The organism is Candidatus Nitrosotenuis chungbukensis, assembly GCF_000685395.1.
Taxonomy (GTDB): domain Archaea; phylum Thermoproteota; class Nitrososphaeria; order Nitrososphaerales; family Nitrosopumilaceae; genus Nitrosotenuis; species Nitrosotenuis chungbukensis.
Genome location: NZ_AVSQ01000023.1, coordinates 13632 through 37731, shown reverse-complemented (window position 1 = coordinate 37731; position 24100 = coordinate 13632). Strand labels below are relative to the sequence as shown.

Sequence of the window (24100 nt, the reverse complement as noted above, 5' to 3'; positions counted from 1 at the left end):
GGATTTGAATCTAAAATCAGAGTTACCTAGCTCGGATCGTGAAACAGTGATCATCTTTCTATCATGCTCTATTTCTCCTCATTGCTAGGCAATTCATGTGGTATGCTGAATATAGAAAAACGTATGTCGCGGCTATCTAAAGTGCAGCCAGCCGCCAGCCTTTATTTTCTTGTCTGCGAGAAACACGCCACTGCCTTTTTCGACCATCCCTATCTCAATTAGGGAAATTTTGCGCGATTTTGCAATCTGTTTTACTTTTTTTAGATTTTTTTGCGGAACAGTTGCGACAATTTCGTATTCCTCGCCTCCGTTGAACACAAGATCAATCACATCCAGCCTGTTCTGCCTGGCAAATCGTTCCAGATCAGGATCCATTGGCAGGCTGCTGATCACAAACTTCTTCTTGCTCTGGGCTGACATCTCAACTAGCGTGGTGGAAAGCCCGTCGCTAGAGTCCATTGCAGACGAGAGGTACTTGGCTGCAGACACCCCAAAGCCTAGCCTTGGCATGGGGTGGTACACCGTATCCTTTATCTTCCTGGCAAATTTCGGCTCTGCCTTTTTCCCGCTCATCACATGCTTTAGTCCCGCAGATGCGTTCCCAAACGGACCTGTAACTATTATGGAATCGCCTGTTCTTGCGCCTTTTCTGTGCACTATGTCGTCTGCAATTCCAAAAAATGACACTGACAGCACAAGTTCCTCGCCTTCGTTTGTGTCTCCTCCGAGAATCTTAAATCCGAATTCTTTCGATGCGTCTCTGAAACCGTCTGCAATTTCTTTTATTTTTTTTGCAGAATATTTTCTTGGTATTGCGACAGATATGATGCAGTATGACGGTCGCACACCCTTTGATGCAAAATCAGAAACGCACGCCACAATGCTTTTTCTTGCAGCATCGTGCAGTGTCATCTTTGGGGGAATATCCGTGCTCTCAACAAGCGTGTCAGTCTTGATCACGCATAATTTTTTGCCAAGTGGAAACGTCTCGACATCCTCAGAGACCTGCCTGCCAAACCCCTTCTGAAATATTTTGATTATTTCCTTTTCATCTAACTTGGTCATGGCTTTGTTTTACTAGCGCGGTTATATCTTTTTGAATTCTCTTTGCCTTCTGCAAGTCGTTTGACTCTACGGAAATCCTAATGATGTCCTCCGTGTTTGACTTGCGAACAAGGGCCCACGTGTCCTCATCGACAATTACCTTTACTCCGTCAATCGTTATGATTTTGCCGAATTTTCCCTTTACGTTTTTCTGGAATTTTTCTAATACTTTGTCGTGAATCTTTGACTCTATTGCGATTTTTGTCCTGAGCTGGGAATACCTGTCTACAAACTGTATTATCTGATCAACTTTGTTTCCATCCATTGCCGCAATCAGTCCGCTGGTCAGTATTCCGTCGCGGCACATGTTGAACTCTGGCAGTATGAATCCGCCACTGCTTCCCTCCCCACCTGCCTGACACTTTTTCTTTAGCATCGTATCTATGACATTTGCCTCGCCGACCTTTGAGCGAACCACCACTCCGCCGTTATCTGTGATGTATCTCTCAACTGCGATGCTGGTGTCTATGCTAAGGCAGAATCTCTTGTAGCCAAGGTCAAGTGCCTTTGATACTCCAAGTGCAAGCGTTGTGTCTGGCGACTGTTTTTTACCATCCTTTACCACTACCAACCTGTCACCGTCCAGGTCAAACGCAAACCCGATGTCTGCCTTTTTGCTAATTCCAACTAGCTGCGTCAGCGGGTCTGCAGTCGGGTCTGGACCTCTCTTTGGGTTGATCACCTGGACAATGCATCCAATTTTTCTGAGCAGGGAAGGTGCAACATCTAGCGCCGCGCCCCCGCCCACATCTACTGTGACTTTGACCTTTCTTGCCTTTCCGATTATCCTTGATGCCTCCTGCACGTATTTTGATGAAATTTTATGTTCCGTGCCGATTTTTCCAGAGGAATGTTTCTTTTCCTGCAGAATTTTTTCAAATTCTTTTTCGTTTGGACCGCGGCCGTCTATGACAAACTTGAGGCCGTTCCACTCAAGCGGGTTGTGCGATGACGTGATGACTAGTCCTGCGCCGTACCTACGGGCCTCCCTAAATACAACTGGCGTTGGCACCATTCCCAAGTTGTACACGTCTATTCCCCGCCCCATCAGTGCCGCAATTGCGGTCTCCCGAACCATGTCCCCTGACGGCCTGGTGTCGTTTCCGACTGCGCATTTTTTTGATTTTATTAGCGGCGCAAAGTTGCCGCAAAATTTCAATATGTCTTTTAGTGTGAGGTCGTCTCCAAAAATCCCCCGTATTCCAGAAATGGATTTTTTCAATTGCTCCAAAGTCAGAAAGGCTTTTTATAAACTCTGATAACTCTGCGAAACATGCCTCGATAGCTCAGCCTGGTAGAGCGAACGCCTCGTAAGCGTTAGGTCGCGGGATCAAATCCCGCTCGAGGCTGTAAAATTTAATTTTAAAAAAGATCGTTTATTGTTCTTCTGGGGATTCTATGTCCATCTCAAGTTCTTTTGCAAGTCCTTGCCACCATTTACTAGTCTGTTCCGTCATACTCCCCAATAATACCGTAAAATCCTCCTTTATAGATCTGTCGGTTGATAAATCGCATTATCTTGATTTGTGCAAATTCTATTTCTGATCCACAAAAACAATTTCTGATCTCATGTCTGCGCTTTTTTCTGTTTTGATCTTCTATACAGTATGATGGCAAGTGCGCCGCCGGCACAGCCCCAGAACACTGGCCATCGCAGAGGATTATCCGTCATGAACAAAAACGAATACGCCGTCCCGCCGATCAGTGCAAAGCCGATGAGTTCCAGAGTCTTGCTCATGGGTTGTCTCAATGTTGAAAAGATATATTGTTTTTTTATCTAGACTTTGCATGAGCAAGTACCTCATTATTATCATGGTAATGCTTGCCATGGGAATGGTATTTGCGATAATGAGGGACCCGCCAAACCTGGTGCTGTTCTACGCCCAGCTGGCAGGTGCGCTGGTCATAATCGTATACACTACAATCAAAAGAAGACGAACTCAGCCAAGAGCAAAACGACGATAATTACATGTCTAGACCAAACGATTCTGCTAAATCATGGAATCGTCTGTATGACTCGAGGTATTGCTTTCCCTTTGTTGTTATGACAAAGGTGTTCTTGCCGTCAAAGTCAATTTTGTTAATCAGGCCAGCACCGGTCAGGTTTTCGACAAACTTGGACAGTCTCGAATGTGACAGATTTGCCTTTGTTAGAAGGGATGTTACCTTGATGCCTTCTTGTCCACACTGGTCAGTAGCAACTAGCAGATCCGCTACGATTTGCATACTGGTTCTGTATGTGGTCATGACTGATAGTCGGGTTTACTGAGATATAAGGGTATTAATGTTTCTCACGATCATTTCACTCACGATTTGAGCGTCCTTGGGGCTGATCGATGATTTCTGTATGCGCCGATCATATTAATAATGAATCCTGTGTTTTTCCGGTAAGCTTGTCCAGTCCCGTTCCATGGTATGATGATTTTCTTGGGGTTGCGTACAGGTACTATGACCTTAGGATGAACGTCGTTCCTTTGTTTTCTGAGCGGAAAACAGCAAACGATCTGTGGAACAACGTGGTTCACTGGTGGAACGATCACGACATCAAGATTCGGTTTGTCGAAAACGGCGACCAGTACTGGTTCATAATGGGCTCAGACTCCAAAAGACCTGACAAAAACAGGGGGTTCTTCAAGGTCTTGCAAAAGTCGGAAAACTATGAGCGGTTCAAAAAGGGGCACGCAGGCGAGGCCTACATCAGGTTTGCAGTGTATGCTGAAAAAAACGAGTCAAACGCAAAGGATGAGACAGTATGCAACTGCGGCCACAGAAAAGACGATCACGAGGACACATGTCTGGTGGAGGCATGCGAGTGCCAAAAATTCGAGTCCTTTGTGGTGAACCTGCTAAAAAAGAAAAAAACAGTGACAAACATCAAGTTTCTGGAAGAAAAGGACGTCAAGGACGACTCACTTGCGTGGAACTGCATCTATGTCAACAAGTACAAAAATTCTGAATGATTATTCCTTGTCGGTGTTTACCCTGACATGCTCGCCTGGATAGTACTCTCCGAGCTTTTTGGAATAGCACGCGCTGCACAATATGCCGTCTACGTTCCATGATTTCATTGGCATGTATTTTTGCACAATAGGACCCTTGCACACGGAGCATTTTTCGACGGCTTTCAACATGGTCGCATCTTTGATTTCTATATAAAAACCCTATTCATCCGGTCCAAAAATATTTGTTAAATATCAGTAGTTTGCAGAAAAATCACGATAGAGCGTCTGGCCATTGTAAATCTCCTGCAATTTTTACGTGGTTAGACTTCTATCGTACCTTTGAATCACAGCAGGCTGTTGACAAGCTTTTTGATGCTCTCTATTTCGTCCTCTTCCTGCCTTATCTTCTTGTCAATTACCCTGAGCATCGCCTCGTTCCACACGTGATGCGAGAAAAAGTTGTGCTTTGTGTTTGCTATCTCCATTTCGTCGTCAACTACTGTGTCCTCTAGGAATTTTGTCACCACGACATCTGTCAGCTTCATGATTCGCTCGTTTAGCTTGTAGCTTTTGAATATTGGCTCTAGCTTCATGACGTCTTCCTTAAAGTCAGATTTTGTCCCAAGCACGCTTCGGTGCAGTATTCTAAAGTATGCGCCGACAAAAAACAAAGTAGCGTACCTTTTCGTCTTGTGTCCTCCCCGCTTGCCGTACCCTAAAGTCTTCTTTGCGTACTCTTTTACGAGATACGGGTAGAGCAACAGCCTGTAGTCGTCCTTTAGATTTTCGTTGAACACGTCGTCGTACTTGCTTCCCCGCGGCAAAAACTGCGCAGGCGAGCTGTACGACTCTGTCGGCCTCTGCTCTATTCCTGCAACCAAGACCTGGATTGCGTCTTTGGCAACGATTACTTTTTTGTGATTGTCAGGCAGGTACCTGTTGTATATGGTATCGCCGTTGAACTCTGTCTGCTGGGATTTTGTCTTGCTGTCAAACGAGCCTGCTTGAATTTCATAAAAGTATCCATAGTTTTCAAGCTGCGACTTGATGGACTTGTGAAAGTCCATGAGGGATACCAGGTCCTTGCCCCTGACTGAATTCTGCGAGTTTCTGTACTTTGTTATGTTGTTCTGGTCTAGCTCGTCGTCTGCTTTTATGATTGTAACAGTGATGCTTCCGTCCAAATTGTTTGTCCTCTTTGCGTGATCCAAAATCGAGTTTGATGTCTGTGCACCGTTGACTATCTGCGGGGCGTGCAGCATCATGTTGTTTTCTTCTAGCTCCTCAAAATCGTTTACTACTATGGTGATTCCGTTGTTGTAATAAAAGAACTTGTCAGGTGAGCTCTGAAGCGTCTCCCTGATTCCCTTGTTTACGTTTGTCTTAAACTGCATCCACTGCCTGATGTTTGACTCAAAGACATAATCGCGATTCTTTGCGACAAAGTCTGTCAGCTCGCGCAATTTCAAAACTCCAAGAACCGTGTTCTTGTAGTGGATCATTTTTTCTAATTTTATGCGGGACTTTTTGCCTGCCGCTGGCTTTTTGATGCGGTCCCACAGGTTCTGCACTATCTTGTCCATGTCAAGTATCTCAACTGACTCGTCGCTTTGGTAGTCCACCTTTTGGTTTGTCACGTAGCAGCACTCTACCTTGAGGTTTTTCTCCTGAATCTTTGTCACCAGATTTGCAAGCTCTGGCCGCATCTTTGTCACGTCCCGGTTCAGGAGCCTTTTGACATCGTCTTTGAACTTGGCTATTGCCTCGTTAGAGTGCGACGTTCCGTACTTTGACTGGAATAATCTAATCTTGTTATCTGAAAAATCAACTGGGAGGTACGCGTCTATGCCAAGATCGTTTGCGCCGTCTATTATCGCATCTGCCGCGTCGTCCTCTGTCGCCTCGTAGACCCGCGTCAGGACCCACTGGAGAAAGTTGTGCCCTTTTTCAACGTCGCTTTTGCCAGCCTCCGTGTACTCGATGAGGCTGTCTTTGATGTTTTCTGCAAATCCTTCAAGGGGCTGCTCGTTTTTCTTTTGGAGCAGGAGCGACTGTGATCCTGGGATGTACTCTAGCAGTCCAGGATTTTTTTCCATCACGGCTTGCTCTGGGAGTACTGTATTTAGAAAAGCTGGTTATTACATTATACCCTAACGACGTTGAAATAAAGGAAATAGCAGACACCAGAACATGATAGAAAAAGACGACGCAGTCAAGGTGCTGCAGACAGTTGCAGAAAATCTCTTGGGCGTGGCAGGGAATCCGTCTAACTTTCAGAAACTCCCTGACAACTTTTGGGGATATTTTGCAAAGGGGCACGACAAGAAGGGCAAGTTTGGCGTAATAGTGACGTATTCTGAGCAAGGAGACGACGTTGAGAACTTGCTTGCAATGTACAATGACTGGGCTGCCAAAAATAAAAAAGACGGCTCATAATCTCACCATTTGAAAGATGAAAGCAAAACTTGTCGCAGTGTGCATATCTGCAGCATTGGTCCTGGCAGCGGCTGCATTTCTTGGCAGCACTCAGGCTGGTACTACTGAGACTGCCGTCATTCCGATGGAAAAGCCAGACGTGGTGATCCCGACATCTGCATCGCGGCCCGGATGCGAGGAAAAAGACTGGTGCTATTTGCCGTCTGAGATTACCACTGGTGTCGGCGGAACCATAACCTGGCTAAACGAGGATAGCGGGTTTCACACGGTAACCAGCGGGCATTACGATAATCCTGATGGAATGTTTGACAGCGGGCACATTGATCCCGGGAAGACATTCTCCTACACGTTTGAGAATCTGGGCGATTTTCCATACTACTGCACACTGCATCCTTGGATGGCAGGAACAGTCACTGTGAAATAAGGTGTAATGATATTCAAATTTTGTTCGGTTAATCAAACTTCTTTCAAAAACTGTTCTAATGAGATTCCAGCTTGGTCTAATATTGATTTCAAAGTTGTAGGTTTTATTGGATCATGCCTTGGAACTGGAACTCTATTTCCAGAAGAATTTTTTAGAATCATGTGACTTCCGCGCTGTCTATCTAAAACATAACCAAATCTTGTTAAAACTTTTAGAACCTCGCGCCAGTTGTGATTCCTTAAACTCATGCTGGGATTGTTACTGTTATTTTTTCATTGGGTGGGCAATCTTTTTCGATTGACTCCAAAACAAGTTGGATTACCTCTTTCATGTTTTCTAATAACTCATCTAGTGTTTCTCCTTCACTTATTGCTGCGGGAAGCTCAAGACATCTTCCTGAATATCCGCCAGTTGGGTCTTTCGTAGCTCGAACTGTGAATTTTCGTTCTTCTCCCATGAATGTAATTTAGCTTACTTGCTATATAAAATTAGACAATACAAAATCTGGAAAAAGAAGAACCAAGTAAATTTTTACTATATCCAATTTGGTTTGTTATGATGTTTCTAAAAGTTTAGACATTGATTTCCACCAATTCCTCATCGATTGGTGCTGGAATTGGTTCACTGTTTTTTCAGACTTTGAATATGTCCAACTATTGCATCTTTGATGTTGTCCAGTGCCTCGTTTCTCGTTTTTCCCTGAGAAATACAGCCTGAAAGTGATGGACATCTTGCAACGTATATTCCGTCTTCGTCCTTTTGCAGTGTTATTCTGTATTTCATCTGGGTCTTATTGCCTCGTTTTATTATTTAATCTCTATTGAGTCATATTGAGTGATAAACAAATTCACTAGAAAATCTCATCCAGTTATTTGATTATGAGTTTTTTCAATTACAATATTCCATTAACAGACATCTAGCGAAAATAAGAGGTGAGGAAGGGATTCGAACCCCTATAAAATTCGCTTTGCAGGCGAACGCATAACCGCTCTGCCACCTCACCGCAGTGAACCAGTCGATTCAACGAGAATTAAACTCTTTAGATGCGGATAAATCAATCATGTGTTTGCTTTTATAATATTTCTAAATTGGGAAAAGACTAGCTTGTTTTTTCGTCTTGGTATAGATCATCTTTTTTCTCATTACCTAGAGCGTCAAACAATGCCTCGTATTTTTTCATAAACTCCTCTACGAATTTTTCATCGTCTTGATTCATTCCATAGCAATATGTTTTGTAATATTTAAGCCTGAAAATACCGTTCCATAAAATGGATCGAATCCAGCTTATGATTTCACAAAAGCCTTTGATGCAAGCTTGACATCTTCGCCGCGTATTGTTTTTCTTCCGGCGTGGTTTGACATGTCAACTGCGCTTGCCGCAATCGTGGTCGCGATGTCCTCCAGCACGCGCCTTAGCTCGTCTGCAGACTCGTCGCTCACCCTTTCGGCTCCTGCCTTTTTTAGAATTCTATACATTGCAGATAATCCCAATTCTGATGACTTCATAATCGGATCTCAAGGGTCCTTCTGATAAAAGACTATAGCTAAAAAGTTCCACACAGTAATGGATTTTCGCAAACTTAAGTATGCCAGCACGTTTCATCAAAAACATGGCCATGCTTGATGCGCACATTCACCTCTCCGATCCCGAGTACCAGGCAGACATGGAAACAATCCTTGCCTCCATGAAACGGCTCGGCATCCGCGCATGCGCAGTATCGATGGATAACGATTCATCAAGGACAACACTTGAGCTTGCGGCAAAAAGCAACCTCGTGCTGCCGTTTGTAGGAATGCACCCGGAAAAGTTTGCAGACAATCTGGATTCGATGGTCCACCTAATTGAGGCAAACTCTGATGTGATATCCGGTATAGGAGAAATAGGCCTTGACAAGACATACACCAGGACTGATGGCGATTTCAAAAGGCAAAAAGACGTCTTTACGAAACTCTTGGGACTTGCAGAGAGTCTCAAAAAGCCAGTGTCTGTCCATTCGAGAAAGACGCTAGACGAAATACTTGAGATAATTCCGTCGTACCGCATCTCTGGGTTTTTGCTGCACTGGTTTGACGGGAGCAAAAAGCAGCTAAGCAGGGCAATGGATCTTGGGTGCTTTGTGTCATACGGGCCTGTAATGGTGTATTCTCAGGACAAGCAGGTGCTGCTTTCCAACACGCGCCGCGACAAGATCCTAGTTGAGACAGACGGTCCTGTGAGATTCTCACACTGCTTTGGCATGAAATCAGCTCAAATCAGCTTCATTCCAAGTGTGATATTTTGCCTATCGAAAATACTGGGACAAAGCTACGACGACTCTGTATCGATGCTTGAGGAAAATTCCACGCGCTACCTCGAAGCATAGTATAAAAAACCCCCCAAAGCAACTTGAGCGTGGATAGAATAAAGCGACTTTCAATGCAAGCCATAGACAGATATGGTGCCAAATTCACAAGCGACTTTAGCGAGAACAAAAAAATCCTGGAACAAATTTCTATCATACGCTCAAAGGGCCTGAAAAATGAAATCGCAGGTTACATTACGAAATTTATCAAACGCGAAAAATCCTCAAAAGAACTGCCAACTGAGGAAGATGTCGAGGTAGAGTCAGAGGAGCTAGTAGACGAGGCCGAGGAATCCATAGCAGAAGAAATGGCAGAGACTCCAGACGAAATCGAGATAGTCGAAGAGCCAATCAAAGAATCAAGTTAATCTAGCCAATTCATCTAAACCAAACAAGTTGCTTTCAATCAAACTGCTCGGCGGTGCCAAAAAATCATTCGGAACGGACCTTCTGCAAGTTGACCTCGATGATATTCCAATCAAGACCCTGCTCGAGCACCTCCTGTCGATAAAGCCAAAGGACACTCTGACACTTGATACAAAAAACATCCTTGTCGCAGTAAACGGCGTGGACTCGTCAGCACTGGATGGGTATGACACCGTCCTTCACAAAAACGACGTGATAACAATAATTCCAATAATCCACGGGGGCGCCCATGCAAGGAGCAGATTTCGGGTCTGCGCCAAGTCAGCAGAGCTGTTCTGCGTTAAAGTGCCTGGAAAAAATTATGACTTTTTAAATTCTGCAAGAAAAAACTTTCCAGACTTGGTACTTGAGGGCATATCATCAAGGCACATCCTTGGGATACCGCACGCAAAAAAGATAGTCGGGCTTTCGCTTTTTGCGCAAAAACACAACTCGCTTCTGTCAAAAAAGCTAGAGACTGACATCTTGCTGCGCTTTGGGGTGACCACCCAGATATCTGACGCAGTTCAGACAGTCGGCATTGCAAATTCTGATGTGTTTGCCATAATTGCAATAGGAAAAAAACCAAGCCTTGACGGGCTGTACAAATTCCTGGAGCCGTTTCTGACTAGGGTTTCGTTTGAAAATAATTCTGGTGTGATCCAAAAACAGTTCAAAATCACAAAAAAACATCTTGATTCCGTTGACTCTAAGGCCCCGCTTGAGGATATTCTTGCAGAAAAGGCGGCAGTCCTGATCAGATGATGCGCTTTTCTTTTTCGACAGACAGTATGTCTTCGTCTTTGAGGATGGAAACGCCTGATATCTTGCCTAGCACCTGGACTAGGATTATCCAGTCGTATTTCTCAAGTGATACCTTGTTTTTTATCTGATTTGCAATCTTGGTGATTATCTCACTTGACGGAATCTCAGAGTGCCTCTTTTCTACTGTGATCCTGTAAGTGTCATCCGGCTTTAGCTTGCCAGCCTGCTCCATCACGGTGCCCGCAATTGACTCTACGTCCGTATTTGTGGTGGCAAAAATCGGAATCACCCTGAGCGTGTACCGCATGGCCCACGGCTCGTCTTCGATTTTTTCGTGAATTTTTTTTACAATGTCCTTTGGGCTGATTTTGGTCTTTACAGTCAGGATTCCTGACATTTCTGTGATTGTTATCTGAGGATCAGAGTCGCCCATCTCTTCTAGTATGGAACCTATCTCAGCCCTCGTCTCTCCCTCAAAATGCCTTGCACATGTAACCATCAGGTCCAATTGTGATCTGGGATTTCCCTTGTTCAGTATTATACTGTTTGAAAGTTTCTAGCTTGATTTGGGGCCTGATTAATTCTTTAAAAATTCTTAATTCCAAGTATGTTCTGGATGGCTCGTATGGAGCACACCAAGCAATGCGCGTTTAGGAATGCTCACGACATGCCTCATGTCGGCTGCACCTGCATGTGCCACAAAATAATCACGATGGATTCAAGAAATTAGGAGACTCCTAAAATGCGGCAAATTGGCAAGAGAATGATCGCATACTACAAAAACTGATAAACCTAGACTGGTAAGAAAGTCAAATGACTGATTTTGTTCACGAGCCGTACAAGACCATCCATGTCAGAGATCTGATAAAAACAAGCCTCGATGATCTGGTCAACATGGTGTCTACACTTGAATTTGGAAACGTGTACTGGGTCGACGGGGTGCTCTTTGTAATCTTTGCAATGAACGAATCAGAGGAGCTTGCAAAAAAAGAGCTTCAGGGTGAGACATACCTGGACAGAATCATGTTTACAAAATATGAAAAGTACACCAAGACTGCAAAGCTGTCAAACAACGTGGAGATCAACATCATAAACATACAAAAAAGCTATCTCTATCGGGACCTGGTGTCATGGTTGAAAAAGCAGCCAATATGGAACGAGTAACAGCCTGTCTCTGATGCCTTGCGGATTTTTTAAAAACTAAATAACTGATCAGGACTATTATCAAATAGTTGAGCACAAAACCTGATCTGGACAACGACTTTGAGGATGACTTTGAGGATGCAGAAGAAGAGGAAATCGAGGACGAAGACTTTGACTAGATGGTAAGGCCGTAGCCGTCTGCAAATTTGTTAAACGTGTTGTATGCCTGCAGAAATTCCCGTCCTACGTGGCTTATTTTGTATTTGCATGCGCCGCTAGAGTTTGACTGCTCAAGCAGCCCCTGTGCCACCAGGTTGTTTAGAATTTTGGAAATTCTTCCGTGAGAAATGTTTGCCTTTCGAATCAGGTATGTGATGCTTGCCCCCTGCTCGTCTGGAGTGTTGTCTCGGGTTGTCAGCAAAATATCGCCAATTATCTGCATGTGCGTCCTGTATGATGACATGTTGTGTGAGTTACTCACACGCGATCCTTCAATATATTGGAGGGCTAAAAATAGTTGACAAAATTATATTATTGCCTAGATTCCGAGCCTAGATGTTCTCGTCAAACTTTATCTTGGTCAGCGGGACCTTTGTCACCGGTACAAAGAGCATAATCAGGCCCGATATCTTCATTGAAATTGAGACCACGTTTAGGATTGATTGCGGAAACACGAAATAGTACCATCCTAGAAATTCGCCAAACGCAAGTGCCCACAGGCCGCACGCAACTAGTATTGCAGTCTTTCTCCTGCTTGCAAAATACGACATGAGTGTCTCAATTGCCCCGTATGCAAGAAGGATAAACGAAATTGATCTGATGATGTTCTCAATTGATATGAACGAAATCAAAAACAGCGGCACCATTCCGACTGATCTGAGATAGTTTGACTTTGGGAAAAATGATTTTATCGTATGCGAGAACGCGATGAAAAAATACCCGACGGTCTGGACTGCGATTCCAAGTGTCTGCACCCACCTCTCGACATGCCCTGTCTGGTATACGACAATGTCAAGTGTCTGCCCGAACCACATTATGAAAAATCCAGCACCTATTGAAAAAAACGCAAGTGTCAGCCTGAACAGTGTCGGGCTGCCGGTGTTTCTAAATCCGATGTATGATATGATTCCGATTACCATCCCTACGATGAATCCGACTAAATTCAATATGTTTTCAAGAAAAATTTCCAAGCTACACCAGCTATTTCATGCACTTGATTTTAAAAGTTAATCCCACTCGTCTAGCGTTCCGTGTGTCTGTCCCTCGGTACTTGGTATGTAGTCTCCAAGTATGTCAGAATACGTGACGTCGTTGTGAGCTACGAACTTTACGTATTCTCCATATGAGATGTCCAAGCTGCAGTGCTCGCATCTGACAAATGCAAAGTCCGGCGAAAGCTCCGCTACGTCCTTGCACTTGGGGCACTTTATTTTCACGATCTGAATTGGCGTTTTCTGTTATTATCTATTGTCAAAGAATAAATTGACATAATCTGGAGTCTAGGCATGGTAAGAACATGCACTAAATGCAAATCCGAAATTCCAGATTCTGAGGAACTTGAGCCGACGGCGGCAACCTATCCGTGCTGCGCCAAGTGCTGGAAGGAGTGGAAGGAATACCGAATAATGGTGATGAACGAGTTGAGGTTGGACATGTCTCTTCCAGATCACAGAAAACTGCTAAAAAAGAACGAGAAGATATTTGCAGGCGTGCTGTCCCCGCAGGGCGACGTCATCGACTTTGCAAACGAGGACAACCGCAAGCCAGACAAGCCGCAGGCCTAGATTCCAAGGCGCGCCTTTGCGCTCTGGGGCATTACCAAAAACAGCCTCTTTTTGTCCTCCTCTGGCAGTGACAGTACTATACTTCGGATGGTGCCTGATATTGCGTCCTGCTTTGATTTTTCTAATGACAGGAATATCTCAAGGATTCCGTCCAGATTAAATGACACTAGTTTTTGCGGGTTTTTTGTAATTTCCGAAATGTACGTTGAGAACATCATGTTTCTCTTCTCCTCCGATATGGTGGCAAGTATGTCAAGCCACGTGGCAAAGAGTTTTGAAAAGTTCGGGAACGGGATGGTCGGGCCTGCCTCAAGGGCGTTGTTTATGATCACCTGCCGCTCGGGCAGACTCATTGTGAAGAACTCTTCCATTCTTTTTTTGAGGATCGGCTTTCTGAGAAAGTCAGGAAGGCTTGCCAGGTTTACTATGATGTTTCCTGCATAGTTTGGCTCTGACACGCAATGTGGTGCCACTTGGGACATTAAAATTGTATTAGACGATTTTCCGTGATTTAGCTTAAATAACTCAAAACGCTGAAGCCAAACATGCCTTCGACAGTTGTGGTTGGTGGATTTTTCGGAGATGAGGGTAAGGGAAAGATCATTTCATATCTTGCGCAAAAGGACAACCCCGAAATCGTGGTAAGGGGTGGGGCAGGTCCAAACGCGGGACACACCATAGAGGACGGGGACAAAAAATACAAGGTCAGAATGCTCCCAAGCGGATTTCTAAACAAAAAGGCAAGGCTCATGGTGGGGCCCGGGGTGGTTGTAAACCCGGACGTATTGCACAAGGAGATTTCAGAGTTTGACTGCTCAAGCAGAACGTTTGTTGATTTTAACTGTGGAATTATAGAAGCAAGTCACCTGGAGGCAGACTCTGCGGGAAGGCTGAAGGAAAAAATTGGAAGCACGGGTTCGGGGACCGGCCCTGCAAACGCAGACCGTGCAATGAGGACGCTAAAGATGGCAAAAGAGATTGACTCGCTAAAAAAATATCTAATCGACGTTCCAGGCGAAATCAACACTGCGCTTGAAAATGACAAGACGGTCCTAGTCGAGGGAACGCAGGGAACATTTCTTTCTCTGTGGCACGGAGGCTATCCTTTTGTAACGTCAAAGGACGTTACTGCATCAGGAATATGCGCAGACATTGGCCTTGGGCCAAAAAACGTAGACGATGTCATGGTTGTCTTCAAGTCGTACGTGACGCGCGTGGGCGAGGGCGTGCTTGAGAACGAGATCTCTGCGCAGGAAACGGCCTCAAGGGGATGGTCCGAAGTAGGCACGGTCACAGGTAGGCAGAGGCGCGCAGCCGAATTTAATTTCAGCCTCGCAAAAAGAGCAATACTACTAAACAGCGCAACGCAGATTGCCCTGACAAAGCTTGACGTCTTGTTTCCAGAGTGCGCGCACGTGCAGTCATTTGAGAAACTGAGCGAGGCTGCAAAATCGTTCGTGACAAAAATCGAGGACGAGCTAAACGTGCCTGTGCTGCTAATTGGAACCGGCGCAGGTGTTGGCGACATCATTGACTTGCGCACGTAGCTCGAAAAATTTTTGCCAAGCTTTAATTTGCCAATAATTTTATTGGACTTGTGGAACAGCCGAAATCTCCAAACTATGTTCAGCTCGCATCACAGCTTGACTTTTCACGCCTCGTTTGCGCGCTAGAGAGAACGCCACGCATATCGTTTCTTCACGACTACAACGGCACAAAAATACTTGCAATACAAATGGACCTACTAAAGGAGCGCCCAGTCATCTACTACATCCCCGCAGACAGGCTCGGCCACTATCTTTCGTACGGCTTCAAAAACGGAAAGGAGGAGGCAGGCGTAGTTGATTCCATATCAGAATCTACAAAAATTTACTCGCCTATCGTAAAGATAAAGTCCCTGCCTGCGTCGCTTAGGCCTGCGTCTGAGGTCCAGCCTGACAAGTACGAGTTGCTCGAACTAGACGACCTTGCGAGCCTGGCAAAGCTGAGTTACGGCTACGAGGAGGCGCCGTTTCCGCTCTTTGCGTTCCCGCACAATTCCAAGTGGCTAATCGGCGTGTTCATGAATTTCAACGAGGACGGGCCTTCGTATTTCTGCCACTTTGCCCTAGACTCTGAGCCAAAGCAGCCCTTCCTAAAGTATGCAATGCACAACGGCAACATGCCTGTGTTTACCGATAACCTAAACGAACACGGCTATTCGTATATCAAGATAATAAAGCTCCAAGAGACACACCCGATAATCAACTATGGCTAGCTTCAAGTCTCGGATCAAAAAACTCTCTTCTGACAAAAGCCCCCTTATTCTTGCAAACGACTACGAAAGCGGCGTCTCTGATATGGAATCAAGGACGATCCGAAACATAAAGACGCTCAGCCCGTACCTGTGCGCAATAAAGTTCAACTTTCACTTTCTGCTTCCGCTTGGCCAAAGGCAAATTGCCAAAATCAACAAGATTGCGCACGACCACCACCTGCAGACAATAGCTGACATCAAGCTAAACGACATTGGAAACACAAACAGCGTCACCGCAGAGACCCTGTGGGGCATGGGCTTTGACTCTGTCATAGCAAACCCGATAATGGGCCCTGGAAATCTGGAAAAACTAATCTTGCATGCGCACAAAAACGGCAACGGCGTCATCTCGCTGTGCCACATGAGCTCACCTGAGGCGCAGATGACATACGAGCTGCCAGTGCAGCTAAAGTCAAAAAAGACAATTCTGTATCACCTGTTTTTGGAGTGGGCTACATCGCTTGGTGCAGACGGAATAATAGTTGGCGCGACATTTCCTGATATCGTGTCTTTTTGCAAGAAGAAAAGCAGGGGCAAGCTGGGCATCTATTCTCCGGGGATAGGCACCCAGGGGGGTGACATACAAAAGACAATCCAGTCAGGATCTGACTATCTGATAGTTGGGCGAACCATCCTTAATTCAAAAAACCCAAAAGAGACTGCCAGGTCTTTGTTTGATCTAGCTAAATAGGACTTTTGATTTTTCCAAAAGGCTCTTTGCGTTCTGGTATGTTGTTTTTTTCATGGCGTCCTCAAACTCCAGCCAGATGTGGTCTAGGTGCTCGTGCGAAATCTCTACGTCCTTTGTGCGAGTGCTTGCCAAAAAGAACACTACCTCCTTTCTTACCGCCTTTCCGCCGTACTGGTAGCTGTACTGTATCTTTTCCTCAAACCCGTCGATGAACTCTATGTCGGTGATTCCAGTCTCTTCTCTGGCCTCCCTGATTGCCGCCTGTTTTGGGGTCTCGTCTTTTTCTATTCTCCCCTTTATGAAGTCCCAGTGGCCTGAAGGGTAGTGGAGAAGCAAAAAGTGCTTTTTGCCTGAATCCTCCCTGAAAAGCACTATTCCGGCTGACCTTTCGTCAAACATGGCTTTATCTCCCGACTCTCCTATTTCTCTTTTGAAAAATTCTAATTGCCCTCATCAGATCAATTTTTCTAAACTCCGGCCACAGTATGTCCAAAAATATCAGCTCGCTGTATGCGCTCTGCCAGAGCAAAAACCCGCTAAGCCTCTGCTCGCCTGACGTCCTAAGTATCAGGTCAGGCGCCGACTGGGGAAGGTGCGCAGTGTACAGGTTTGACTCGATTACCTTTTTGTCAATGTCTTTGACCTGCAGGCTTCCTTCCTTGATCTGCGTGCCAATCTTTCTTATTGCGTCGACTAGCTCGTTCTGCCCGCCGTACGCGATAGCTATGTTCAGGTAATGCTCGTCGTAGTTTTTTGTCGCCTCGTCTAGTCTCTTTAGGACGTCTTTGATAAATTCTGGCAGGAGCTCGGTTCTGCCTATTGCCTTTACTCGCATCTTGTTTTTGTGGATTCGGGGATCGTTGTACAGTTTCTCGAGCCTTTGGTGTATTAGCTGGAACAGGTATTCTATCTCGTCGTCCTTTCTCTCCAGGTTCTCAGTTGACAGGACATAGAGCGTGATTATCTTGATGTCAAGTTCCTCACACCAGTCCAAGAGATTCTCGACTGCGTCTGCTCCCCTGGTGTGGCCCTTCTCGGATGCGGCAAGTGCCCTTTTTGCCCACCTCCTGTTCCCGTCTAAAATGACTGCGATGTGGTTTGGAATTACGTCTTTTTTGATTTCTCTTTCCAGTTTCCGCGCGTATAACTTGTAAAATCCTGAAAGGTAAAGTGTCGTTTCTTTTATTCCGTTCATCCCTAGATCAAACGAAGGTAATTCAGGCGATATTTAGGTCGTTTGAAAAAAAGCGAGTGCTTTTCCGGATTACTCTGTCAGGACTTCGCCGCCGCGCTTTTTCCTGTACTTGCGGAACAGGACCGTTGCAGACACGAGCGTTATTGCCAGTCCTGCAAAGAACGGCGGAATGAGGGTAAATGAGCTCTCGTCGTATATCAGAATATTTGTGAACTGGTATATCGTAGGATAAAGTGATGCCAGCACGATTAGCCTTAGGACGTCTGTTATTTTTCTGAGGCTTCCCTTGAGCCAGTTGCTTAGGAGTATCCCTCCAAATATTGAGCCGATTCCCATCCACAAAAACGGCAGCACGCCTGAAATGAACTGGCCAAGTGTCTGCCTGTCTGCAATTATGTTTGGAATGTTGGAGTCTAGGATCTTTGGATCAAGTATGTTTGTGTGGATTGTAGAAAATCCCGACAGCACGGATGCCAAAATGATTATTGCGCCTGTGACAACTGTAAATGCCCTGATCAGTCCTGCCGGCGTAGGCTTTGCCCACATGGCCCATGCCCTGTCTATGTCAAACGCTCTTATCAAAAATGCTCCTCCCAAAATGCTGATCAGGACTGCAAAGATCTGCTGGGTGTATCCAAATATTGTCCCGATTCCGCCGATCAGCAAAAGAATTCCTGGCACCCCCAAAAAGAACTTTGAATATTTTGAATCATATGCAATCATCTTTAGGTATTTTCCAAAGACTGCGTAAGAGTACTCGACGCTCCTGCTGACTTTCATAACTACGCGCTGCACCGAAACAATTGGAATTACGTTTTGTATGATTGGAATTACCGACTCGTCGTCCTCGCCGTCAGACACAATAACTGCGCCGTTTGCAGAAAATTTCTCTAGGACTGACTTTACCTCGCGGACAATTTTTTCGTCTGCCTGTACGCCCCTGTCACCCACCCCTGCCACTACGATTACCTCCACCTGGTATCCCTTTCTTGCCAGGTCCTCGTATGTCTTGATTGCATAGAAGATAGAGTTTGCATCTGCGTCTTCCGGATCCTCAAGTGCAAGCTTTTGCGCAGCCTCTATGCACGCGTTTCGTCCTACTACCGGGGTTGCGACTCCTGCCTTTTCTCCGACGTCGTTGTCCCTGTCGACGCAGATTACTAGCAGCCTGCTTGTCGCAAGGTTTTCAAGATTCTTTTCCAGCTTGCTATCTTTTAGGGACAATGCTTGTATGTGGTACGAAATTACCTATTAACCATTTCCAACCTTTGAAATTATTAAAAATAGGAATCCAGCCGTGGGCTATGGCCTTGCCTTGTACGACGCATCTATGCTTGCAGACGCATCGCCTAGGATTGACTCTGCCCTTGCCTTGTCTTCTGTGATGTCAGCTGCCGAGTTCTCCTTTAGCTTGTTTGCTATGACTATTGTCTCCTGCAAGTACGCGTTGTACTCCCTCAAAGAATCCATGTATGCCGAATAGCTTTCCTTCCACTGCTCCGGGACGTCGCTTTGGACTATGCTGATTATGAAAGAGTTCACCTGCGATGACGAAATCTGAGCTATTGCGATGTAGTTCTCCGGCGTTATCTGCCCCTCTAGCATCCTGGAGTATTCCTCTGACATGGTGTCCGAAATCGTCTTTTGCTGCTCTATTATTCCGTCCAAGTTTTCGGCGGCATCTGTCACTACGAATTTTGTCTGGGTTGCCTGCGGCATCATCCAAATTGTAAAACTGCCTGCCGTAATTGCGGCAAGTATTATCCCGGTAATGATTATGCCCCTTTTTTGTTTCAACTTGATTTTGTTGGAAATTGTTGTTTATAATGCAAGTGGAATTTCTCAAAAACGCTCTGTTTTTGGCTCCGGGTGTTATTTTTACGATCCTGATCCCGTATTTTGCCCAAAATGCTCCACTACTATATAATGAGTGAAAGTTTTGCGGAAATAAATTCAGTCTCGTCTAATCGTATAGTTAAATAATTTTTACAGCCTCCTCCTAAATACACGCACAACCTAGTTTGCTCACAATGGTTCAAGCTTACTGTGTCAAATGTAGAGCAAAAAGGGACATCAAAAATCCAAAAGAAACAAAGCTCAAGAACGGACGACCGGCTGTAAAAGGCACTTGTCCAAAATGTGGAACTAACGTTTTCCGAATCGGAAAGATGGAATAAAACGCCAGACCACATCCTTCTTTTTAACTTAAACTCATATAGGTATCATGCCGTATTGATGCATTGGCAAAAACCGATTACGAAAAGCTACTAAAGAGAATTCAGGACAAGATTTCTGAAAAGAAAACCGACAGCGTCGAGCGATTTGAGCTTCCGGCACCAGACGTTGTGTGGGAGGGACAAAGAACCATCCTGAGAAACTTTTTGGACTTTCCGAAAATTCTGCGACGCGACCCTGACAAGTTTCTCCAGTATCTGTCAAAAGAGTTTGCAACGCCGTCAGAGCGAAGCGGGGAAAAGGCAATCTTTGTCGGAAGGCGCGACCCGCATGACTTTGTAAACTTGTTTCAAATTTACGTAAAGGATTACCTTGAATGCCCTACCTGCAAGAGCCCGGACACCAGAATAGAAAAGGAAAACAGGATATCGTTTTTGGTCTGCGAGGCATGCGGCGCAAAGTCCTCACTCAAAGGCAAATACGCATAAATGCAATTTTCAATTCGCACTACAAACTACCAGAGCAACATGATGCTCAACATCTGCGACGAGGACTTGGTCGGCAGGACTCTGAAGAAGGACGACTTTGTAATGAACATCAGCAAAAGCTACTTTGGCCAGAGGACGATTGGGAGAAGCGAGGCAGAGGACCTGATGAGAAAGTGCTCGATACTAAACATGGCAGGACAGAAAACAATTGATCTGTCGATAAATCTGAAGATTGGAACAAGACAAGGTGTGAAAGAAATTGACGGCGTTCCGTTTCTGATTGTTTTCAAAATGTAAACAAACACCACAATTATATACAAAAATTCATCTCCCTTAGTATTGGGAAAGAGAAAAGTACTCAACGAAAGTGAGCTTAAAGATATTCAGCTGCCGCAGCAGGGTGAACTTTTGGGCAGAGTCATAAAGCTTCTGGGAAGTGATCAGGTTTTGGTAAAATGCACCGACGGAAAAACAAGACGCGGAAGAATCAGGGGAAAACTCAAACGAAGAATTTGGATTCGTGACAACGACGTTGTAATTATCGCTCCTTGGGATTTCAAGCAGGACGACAGGGGGGACATCACGTGGAGATTTACCTTGTCTCAAGTCGAATGGTTAAAGAACAATGATCATCTTCCAAAAGATTTCTAGTCGATTCCACATCATAACATAACTTATCATGTCTTCTGACGATATTGACATTGACGATTTTGATAACACCGATCCCGAGCTAGACAAGTTTGAAAGTACGGACGACAGTCTGGCAAAGTTTGAAAAGATTTTTGCAAAAAAGCGCAAGGTGCTCGATGACGGGTTTGACCGCAACAAAGTCGAAAACCAGGTGCTTGACAAGACTACGATGTTTACCCTCTATGAAATGATAAACGCAAAAATCATCTCGTACGTAAACGGGATAGTAAAGGCAGGAAAGGAGTCTGTCCTGTTCTGGGCAGTGGCGCCAGACGGCACGGACGTGGCACTCAAGGTGTACTTGGTGTCGACTGTTAGCTTCAAAAAGCGCGCAATGTACATAGTTGGGGATCCGAGATTTACGCGCCTAAAGAGCGGGACTAGGAACATGGTGTACTTGTGGGCAAAAAAGGAATACAGAAACCTCCGCCAGTGCGCAAAGCACAACATACCTGTGCCAAGGACAATCCACGTCTCAAAGAACGTGCTCGCGATGGAGTTTGTGGGAAAAAACGGAGTCCCCGCACCGACGCTGCACGAAACCGAGATAACCGAGTCTGACTACACCCAGGCAATTGACATCATGACCAAGCTGTACCGGGACGCAAGGCTTGTGCACGGCGACTTTTCAGAGTACAACGTCCTAAAGACCGATTCTGGCCTCGTTTTGTTTGATCTCGGATCGGCAGTCGACATACATCACCCCAACGCCCTAAACTTTCTCGAAAGAGACATTAAAAATATGACTTATTTCTTTGCAAAGCGAGGATTGACAGTGAAAAACCCAGCAGACGTTTTATCTGAAATAACATCATGAGCTTTGAGAAAATAGTTAGAATTCCAGTGGACCGCGTAGGCGCTCTGATTGGCAAGTCTGGAAAAGTAAAACAGGAGATTGAAAAAAGCTGTTCTGTCAAATTAAACATAGACGGCGAGTCAGGAGAAATTGAAATCATGACGGAGGGAAACGTGGAGGACATGCAGCCGTTTAAGGCAATGGAGGTAATTTCTGCAATAGGCCGCGGGTTCTCGCCGCAAAACGCGATGAAGCTGATGACTGGCGATTACTTGTTGCATGTGATAGATCTTAGGGACTTTGCCGGCAAGTCTCCGCAGCAAATTGAAAGGATAAAAGGAAGAATAATTGGAGAGGGAGGTAGAGCAAGGACAAACATGGAAAATCTTACTAACACAAATATCTCAGTTTATGGAAAAACCGTTTCAATAATTGGAGAGCCGCACCAGATCAAAATGGCAATAGCTGCCGTCACGTCGATATCAAACGGAAGCAGACACGGTGTGGTGTATGGAAAGCTGGAGGCGGACCGTAGACGGCAAAAGATGGATCGAATGCAGTTGTGGGAAAAAAAAGAAGATGTCTAAAGAAGTATTCAATCAGATTTCGCCAAGCGAATTTTTTTACAGGAACAGGGACCTGGCAGGATTTAGCAACCCGACTAGGTCGCTGTACACTGCGGTAAGGGAGTTTGTGGAAAACGGGCTTGATGCATGCGACCAGCAGGGAATACTGCCTGACATTCATCTTTACATCAAGGCTGTCGACCCTGAAAAGCCAGACCCAAAGCCGTACGTCCTGACAGTAAAGGACAACGGGCCTGGAATGGACTCTAACCAGATACCGCTTGCATTTGGAACAGTTCTTTATGGCTCTAAATTCGGGCTAAAGCAGGCAAGGGGGATGTTCGGCCTTGGCGCCACCATGGCTATCCTGTACGGGCAGATTACGACAAACAAGCCGGTGACAGTGTCAAGCTCAGTTGACGGAAAAACACTTCACAAATACGAGATGATGCTTGACATACAAAAAAACAAGCCAGTCATAATGAAGCACACAAAGGAGGAGACCAACAAGAAAGGGCTAAACGTCAGCATCACACTTGACGGGGACTATTCCAAGGCAGGATCAAAAATACGCGATTATGTTTACCAGACCTCGCTTATCACCCCGTATGCTACAATAACGTTTGACGATCCAAAGGGCGAGAAATTCCAGTACAAGAGAATAGTGGACACCATGCCCCCTGCCCCCACCATCATCAGGCCCCACCCGCACGGGGTGGACGTTGAAACCATACGCCGAATGATTGCAGACACGCACTACCAGGTGCCTGTCCTTGACAATGCGATGATTGACAAAGTCAAGAAGGAGCTGGGACTGTCGAAAAAGAGCCTCAACTTTGAGGGGATAATGGCAAGGGCGGAAAAAAAATGGTCGTCCCTCTCAAGACCTGTCAGGGTGATAGTGTCCGTGATGTCGTTTCTGAACATGGACTTTGACAAGATAATGAAAATAAGACTGGAGGACATCGACCTTGTGCACAAGCGCCTCACGTACTATGACTTTGGCGACTCTAAGCTGGTGACGGTGGACATGCCAAAGTCAAGCAGCTACTACAAGCAGCTGGCAAACACCGTGCAAGGCGACAGCCTGGTAACATTTCTTACAAAAAGGTTCCAGAGAATCGGGCAGGCAACTGCAATCAAGTTTTCAGAATTTGCAAACCTCAAGGCGGAAAAAAGAATCGGCTCTTTTACAAACGAGGAGCTAGTCCAGCTCAGCGACTCGCTGCAAAAGTACGAGGACTTTTTGACGCCGGACCCAAGCTGTCTGGCGCCGTTAGGCGAGGAGCCGCTCCGAAAGGGAATGAGCCAGTTCTTCAAGCCTGACTTTTTGGAGGTGTACCAGCGAAGCGCGTCTGCGTATTCCGGATTCCCGTTTGTGGTGGAAATGGGAATAGCGTACGGGGGAAACATCCCGCCTGGAAAGATGACCGTGTACCGATTTGCAAACAGAATTCCTCTACTGTATGACGAGGGAAGCGACGTCGTCCTAAAGGTGGTAAACGAAACTGACTGGAACAGGTACAAGGTGAAAAACGAGTCCCCAGTTGTCATAGTAAGCCACATCTGCTCGACTAGAATACCGTACAAGACAGTCGGAAAAGAAAACGTGGCAGACAGGGAGGAAATAGAAAAAGAAATCAGACTTGCACTCCAGTATCTGTCAAGGAAGCTTGCAGCATACATGTCAAAGCGCGGCCTTGCGGAAATAGAGAAAAAGAGGGCGAACCTCTACCTGAAATATCTTCCATTAATTGCACAATTTTCAACAGAGCTGGCAGGTAAGAATAAAGAGCCAGACTACAAGAAAGTCATAAAGGATCTAAACAATGTCCAAGTCGAAGAGCAATAAAGCAGC

The 24100-nt window shown here is 45.4% G+C and carries 38 protein-coding genes and 2 tRNA genes; 20 read left to right on the top strand and 20 right to left on the bottom strand.

The features are described from left to right. Window positions 1–132 precede the first annotated feature (132 nt). Both thiL and NKMY2_RS09975 read right to left on the bottom strand, forming a co-directional pair. On the bottom strand, window positions 133–1065 hold the full coding sequence (gene thiL / locus NKMY2_RS09980; protein ID WP_042687940.1) for a thiamine-phosphate kinase: 933 nt from the start codon (window positions 1063–1065) through the stop codon (window positions 133–135). Beyond that, window positions 1049–2326: a phosphomannomutase gene (locus NKMY2_RS09975; protein ID WP_042687985.1), complete on the bottom strand. Its 1278-nt coding sequence runs from the start codon at window positions 2324–2326 to the stop codon at window positions 1049–1051. Before NKMY2_RS09975 ends, thiL begins: the two co-directional genes overlap by 17 nt. 53 nt (window positions 2327–2379) lie before the next feature. Here NKMY2_RS09975 and NKMY2_RS09970 point away from each other — a divergent pair. Beyond that, window positions 2380–2453: transfer RNA gene (locus tag NKMY2_RS09970), tRNA-Thr, on the top strand. A gap of 218 nt (window positions 2454–2671) precedes the next feature. Here the strand turns inward: NKMY2_RS09970 and NKMY2_RS10935 are convergent. Continuing rightward, the gene (locus NKMY2_RS10935; RefSeq protein WP_177316553.1) at window positions 2672–2842 is read right to left on the bottom strand and encodes a hypothetical protein; all 171 of its coding nucleotides are present in this window, start codon (window positions 2840–2842) and stop codon (window positions 2672–2674) included. Window positions 2843–2892: 50 nt separating this feature from the next. On the opposite strand from NKMY2_RS10935, the gene NKMY2_RS10825 reads away from it, so the two are divergent. Continuing rightward, window positions 2893–3069, top strand: coding sequence for a hypothetical protein (locus NKMY2_RS10825; protein ID WP_157832533.1), 177 nt, complete (start codon window positions 2893–2895; stop codon window positions 3067–3069). Here NKMY2_RS10825 and NKMY2_RS09965 read toward each other — a convergent pair whose 3' ends face one another. Beyond that, window positions 3070–3330 carry a winged helix-turn-helix domain-containing protein gene (locus tag NKMY2_RS09965; RefSeq protein WP_042687982.1) on the bottom strand — a complete coding sequence of 87 codons (261 nt, stop codon included), beginning with the start codon at window positions 3328–3330 and terminating at the stop codon, window positions 3070–3072. Between the two features lie 167 nt (window positions 3331–3497). Between NKMY2_RS09965 and NKMY2_RS09960 the strand changes: the two genes are divergently transcribed. Next, the gene (locus NKMY2_RS09960) at window positions 3498–4064 is read left to right on the top strand and encodes a hypothetical protein (protein WP_042687936.1); all 567 of its coding nucleotides are present in this window, start codon (window positions 3498–3500) and stop codon (window positions 4062–4064) included. Here NKMY2_RS09960 and NKMY2_RS10930 read toward each other — a convergent pair whose 3' ends face one another. Next, on the bottom strand, window positions 4065–4235 hold the full coding sequence (locus NKMY2_RS10930) for a hypothetical protein (RefSeq protein ID WP_177316552.1): 171 nt from the start codon (window positions 4233–4235) through the stop codon (window positions 4065–4067). Window positions 4236–4390: 155 nt separating this feature from the next. Continuing rightward, window positions 4391–6142 (bottom strand): AIPR family protein, encoded by a 1752-nt coding sequence (locus tag NKMY2_RS09955; protein WP_042687933.1) that lies wholly within the window; start codon window positions 6140–6142, stop codon window positions 4391–4393. Between the two features lie 94 nt (window positions 6143–6236). Here NKMY2_RS09955 and NKMY2_RS09950 point away from each other — a divergent pair, with 94 nt between their 5' ends. Further along, complete coding sequence (locus NKMY2_RS09950) at window positions 6237–6482, top strand: hypothetical protein (RefSeq protein WP_042687930.1); 246 nt, start codon at window positions 6237–6239, stop codon at window positions 6480–6482. 16 nt (window positions 6483–6498) lie between these two features. Then, window positions 6499–6906: a cupredoxin domain-containing protein gene (locus NKMY2_RS09945; protein WP_042687927.1), complete on the top strand. Its 408-nt coding sequence runs from the start codon at window positions 6499–6501 to the stop codon at window positions 6904–6906. Between the two features lie 32 nt (window positions 6907–6938). Here NKMY2_RS09945 and NKMY2_RS09940 read toward each other — a convergent pair whose 3' ends face one another. The 5 genes from NKMY2_RS09940 to NKMY2_RS09920 all read right to left on the bottom strand — a co-directional run bounded on the left by NKMY2_RS09940 (window position 6939) and on the right by NKMY2_RS09920 (window position 8412). After that, window positions 6939–7154, bottom strand: a complete 216-nt coding sequence (locus tag NKMY2_RS09940) for a type II toxin-antitoxin system HicA family toxin (protein ID WP_042687924.1) — start codon at window positions 7152–7154, stop codon at window positions 6939–6941. Continuing rightward, complete coding sequence (locus tag NKMY2_RS09935; protein WP_042687921.1) at window positions 7151–7363, bottom strand: type II toxin-antitoxin system HicB family antitoxin; 213 nt, start codon at window positions 7361–7363, stop codon at window positions 7151–7153. Before NKMY2_RS09935 ends, NKMY2_RS09940 begins: the two co-directional genes overlap by 4 nt. A gap of 164 nt (window positions 7364–7527) precedes the next feature. After that, window positions 7528–7689: a type II toxin-antitoxin system HicB family antitoxin gene (locus tag NKMY2_RS09930; RefSeq protein ID WP_102007778.1), complete on the bottom strand. Its 162-nt coding sequence runs from the start codon at window positions 7687–7689 to the stop codon at window positions 7528–7530. 147 nt (window positions 7690–7836) lie between these two features. Continuing rightward, a tRNA-Cys gene (locus NKMY2_RS09925) sits at window positions 7837–7909 on the bottom strand. A 281-nt stretch (window positions 7910–8190) separates the two neighbouring features. Then, on the bottom strand, window positions 8191–8412 hold the full coding sequence (locus NKMY2_RS09920) for a histone family protein (RefSeq protein WP_042687918.1): 222 nt from the start codon (window positions 8410–8412) through the stop codon (window positions 8191–8193). Window positions 8413–8492: 80 nt separating this feature from the next. Here NKMY2_RS09920 and NKMY2_RS09915 point away from each other — a divergent pair, with 80 nt between their 5' ends. Genes NKMY2_RS09915 through cgi121 form a run of 3 tightly spaced genes read left to right on the top strand, consistent with a single transcriptional unit; the run spans window position 8493 to window position 10418 of the window. Further along, window positions 8493–9269 carry a TatD family hydrolase gene (locus tag NKMY2_RS09915; protein ID WP_238549828.1) on the top strand — a complete coding sequence of 259 codons (777 nt, stop codon included), beginning with the start codon at window positions 8493–8495 and terminating at the stop codon, window positions 9267–9269. 29 nt (window positions 9270–9298) lie between these two features. Then, window positions 9299–9616, top strand: coding sequence for a hypothetical protein (locus NKMY2_RS09910; protein WP_042687976.1), 318 nt, complete (start codon window positions 9299–9301; stop codon window positions 9614–9616). Window positions 9617–9644: 28 nt separating this feature from the next. Beyond that, window positions 9645–10418: a KEOPS complex subunit Cgi121 gene (cgi121, locus tag NKMY2_RS09905; RefSeq protein ID WP_042687916.1), complete on the top strand. Its 774-nt coding sequence runs from the start codon at window positions 9645–9647 to the stop codon at window positions 10416–10418. Here the strand turns inward: cgi121 and NKMY2_RS09900 are convergent. Then, window positions 10411–10917 (bottom strand): THUMP domain-containing protein, encoded by a 507-nt coding sequence (locus tag NKMY2_RS09900; RefSeq protein ID WP_320408968.1) that lies wholly within the window; start codon window positions 10915–10917, stop codon window positions 10411–10413. The genes cgi121 and NKMY2_RS09900 overlap by 8 nt on opposite strands. Window positions 10918–11231: 314 nt before the next feature. On the opposite strand from NKMY2_RS09900, the gene NKMY2_RS09895 reads away from it, so the two are divergent. Continuing rightward, on the top strand, window positions 11232–11582 hold the full coding sequence (locus NKMY2_RS09895) for a hypothetical protein (protein WP_042687910.1): 351 nt from the start codon (window positions 11232–11234) through the stop codon (window positions 11580–11582). 154 nt (window positions 11583–11736) lie between these two features. On the opposite strand, the gene NKMY2_RS09890 is transcribed toward NKMY2_RS09895, so the two are convergent. The 3 genes from NKMY2_RS09890 to NKMY2_RS09880 all read right to left on the bottom strand — a co-directional run bounded on the left by NKMY2_RS09890 (window position 11737) and on the right by NKMY2_RS09880 (window position 12997). Next, complete coding sequence (locus NKMY2_RS09890; protein ID WP_420887355.1) at window positions 11737–12042, bottom strand: winged helix-turn-helix domain-containing protein; 306 nt, start codon at window positions 12040–12042, stop codon at window positions 11737–11739. Between the two features lie 70 nt (window positions 12043–12112). Further along, window positions 12113–12751 (bottom strand): hypothetical protein, encoded by a 639-nt coding sequence (locus tag NKMY2_RS09885; protein ID WP_042687904.1) that lies wholly within the window; start codon window positions 12749–12751, stop codon window positions 12113–12115. A gap of 36 nt (window positions 12752–12787) precedes the next feature. Continuing rightward, entirely contained in the window at window positions 12788–12997 is a 210-nt protein-coding gene (locus NKMY2_RS09880) for a hypothetical protein (RefSeq protein WP_042687901.1), read from the bottom strand. A 69-nt stretch (window positions 12998–13066) separates the two neighbouring features. Here NKMY2_RS09880 and NKMY2_RS09875 point away from each other — a divergent pair, with 69 nt between their 5' ends. Continuing rightward, entirely contained in the window at window positions 13067–13345 is a 279-nt protein-coding gene (locus NKMY2_RS09875) for a Fe(2+)-trafficking protein (RefSeq protein ID WP_042687899.1), read from the top strand. Here the strand turns inward: NKMY2_RS09875 and NKMY2_RS09870 are convergent. Then, on the bottom strand, window positions 13342–13803 hold the full coding sequence (locus NKMY2_RS09870; RefSeq protein WP_177316551.1) for a hypothetical protein: 462 nt from the start codon (window positions 13801–13803) through the stop codon (window positions 13342–13344). The genes NKMY2_RS09875 and NKMY2_RS09870 overlap by 4 nt on opposite strands. Window positions 13804–13890: 87 nt before the next feature. On the opposite strand from NKMY2_RS09870, the gene NKMY2_RS09865 reads away from it, so the two are divergent. From NKMY2_RS09865 to NKMY2_RS09855, 3 genes are read left to right on the top strand one after another with little or no spacing between them, the layout of a single operon-like run. Continuing rightward, the gene (locus NKMY2_RS09865) at window positions 13891–14892 is read left to right on the top strand and encodes an adenylosuccinate synthetase (protein WP_042687894.1); all 1002 of its coding nucleotides are present in this window, start codon (window positions 13891–13893) and stop codon (window positions 14890–14892) included. A gap of 50 nt (window positions 14893–14942) precedes the next feature. After that, window positions 14943–15602, top strand: coding sequence for a hypothetical protein (locus NKMY2_RS09860; RefSeq protein ID WP_238549827.1), 660 nt, complete (start codon window positions 14943–14945; stop codon window positions 15600–15602). Then, the gene (locus NKMY2_RS09855) at window positions 15595–16332 is read left to right on the top strand and encodes an orotidine 5'-phosphate decarboxylase (RefSeq protein WP_042687890.1); all 738 of its coding nucleotides are present in this window, start codon (window positions 15595–15597) and stop codon (window positions 16330–16332) included. The genes NKMY2_RS09860 and NKMY2_RS09855 overlap by 8 nt, the downstream gene beginning before the upstream one ends. Here NKMY2_RS09855 and NKMY2_RS09850 read toward each other — a convergent pair. The 4 genes from NKMY2_RS09850 to NKMY2_RS09835 form a co-directional block, all read right to left on the bottom strand. Then, a complete protein-coding gene (locus tag NKMY2_RS09850; protein WP_042687889.1) occupies window positions 16321–16731 on the bottom strand; it encodes a bis(5'-nucleosyl)-tetraphosphatase in 411 nt (136 codons plus the stop codon). The two genes, NKMY2_RS09855 and NKMY2_RS09850, sit on opposite strands and share 12 nt — an antisense overlap. A 4-nt stretch (window positions 16732–16735) precedes the next feature. Beyond that, window positions 16736–17527, bottom strand: a complete 792-nt coding sequence (gene uppS / locus NKMY2_RS09845; protein WP_177316550.1) for a polyprenyl diphosphate synthase — start codon at window positions 17525–17527, stop codon at window positions 16736–16738. Between the two features lie 69 nt (window positions 17528–17596). Next, the gene (locus NKMY2_RS09840; RefSeq protein WP_042687887.1) at window positions 17597–18751 is read right to left on the bottom strand and encodes a DUF373 family protein; all 1155 of its coding nucleotides are present in this window, start codon (window positions 18749–18751) and stop codon (window positions 17597–17599) included. Between the two features lie 78 nt (window positions 18752–18829). Further along, a complete protein-coding gene (locus tag NKMY2_RS09835) occupies window positions 18830–19324 on the bottom strand; it encodes a hypothetical protein (protein WP_042687885.1) in 495 nt (164 codons plus the stop codon). Window positions 19325–19557: 233 nt separating this feature from the next. On the opposite strand from NKMY2_RS09835, the gene NKMY2_RS10980 reads away from it, so the two are divergent. The 7 genes from NKMY2_RS10980 to NKMY2_RS09800 all read left to right on the top strand — a co-directional run bounded on the left by NKMY2_RS10980 (window position 19558) and on the right by NKMY2_RS09800 (window position 24094). Then, window positions 19558–19704, top strand: a complete 147-nt coding sequence (locus tag NKMY2_RS10980) for a DUF5679 domain-containing protein (RefSeq protein WP_042687972.1) — start codon at window positions 19558–19560, stop codon at window positions 19702–19704. A 63-nt stretch (window positions 19705–19767) separates the two neighbouring features. Next, complete coding sequence (locus tag NKMY2_RS09825; RefSeq protein ID WP_042687883.1) at window positions 19768–20190, top strand: translation initiation factor IF-2 subunit beta; 423 nt, start codon at window positions 19768–19770, stop codon at window positions 20188–20190. Beyond that, window positions 20191–20487 carry a DUF424 domain-containing protein gene (locus tag NKMY2_RS09820; RefSeq protein WP_042687881.1) on the top strand — a complete coding sequence of 99 codons (297 nt, stop codon included), beginning with the start codon at window positions 20191–20193 and terminating at the stop codon, window positions 20485–20487. It begins immediately after the preceding gene. A 42-nt stretch (window positions 20488–20529) separates the two neighbouring features. Then, window positions 20530–20841 (top strand): translation initiation factor eIF-1A, encoded by a 312-nt coding sequence (eif1A, locus tag NKMY2_RS09815; protein ID WP_042687880.1) that lies wholly within the window; start codon window positions 20530–20532, stop codon window positions 20839–20841. Between the two features lie 28 nt (window positions 20842–20869). Further along, window positions 20870–21697, top strand: a complete 828-nt coding sequence (locus tag NKMY2_RS09810; protein WP_081781916.1) for a serine protein kinase RIO — start codon at window positions 20870–20872, stop codon at window positions 21695–21697. Continuing rightward, a complete protein-coding gene (locus NKMY2_RS09805; RefSeq protein WP_042687877.1) occupies window positions 21694–22263 on the top strand; it encodes a KH domain-containing protein in 570 nt (189 codons plus the stop codon). The genes NKMY2_RS09810 and NKMY2_RS09805 overlap by 4 nt, the downstream gene beginning before the upstream one ends. Further along, window positions 22256–24094 (top strand): DNA topoisomerase VI subunit B, encoded by a 1839-nt coding sequence (locus tag NKMY2_RS09800; protein WP_042687876.1) that lies wholly within the window; start codon window positions 22256–22258, stop codon window positions 24092–24094. Before NKMY2_RS09805 ends, NKMY2_RS09800 begins: the two co-directional genes overlap by 8 nt. Window positions 24095–24100 lie beyond the last annotated feature (6 nt).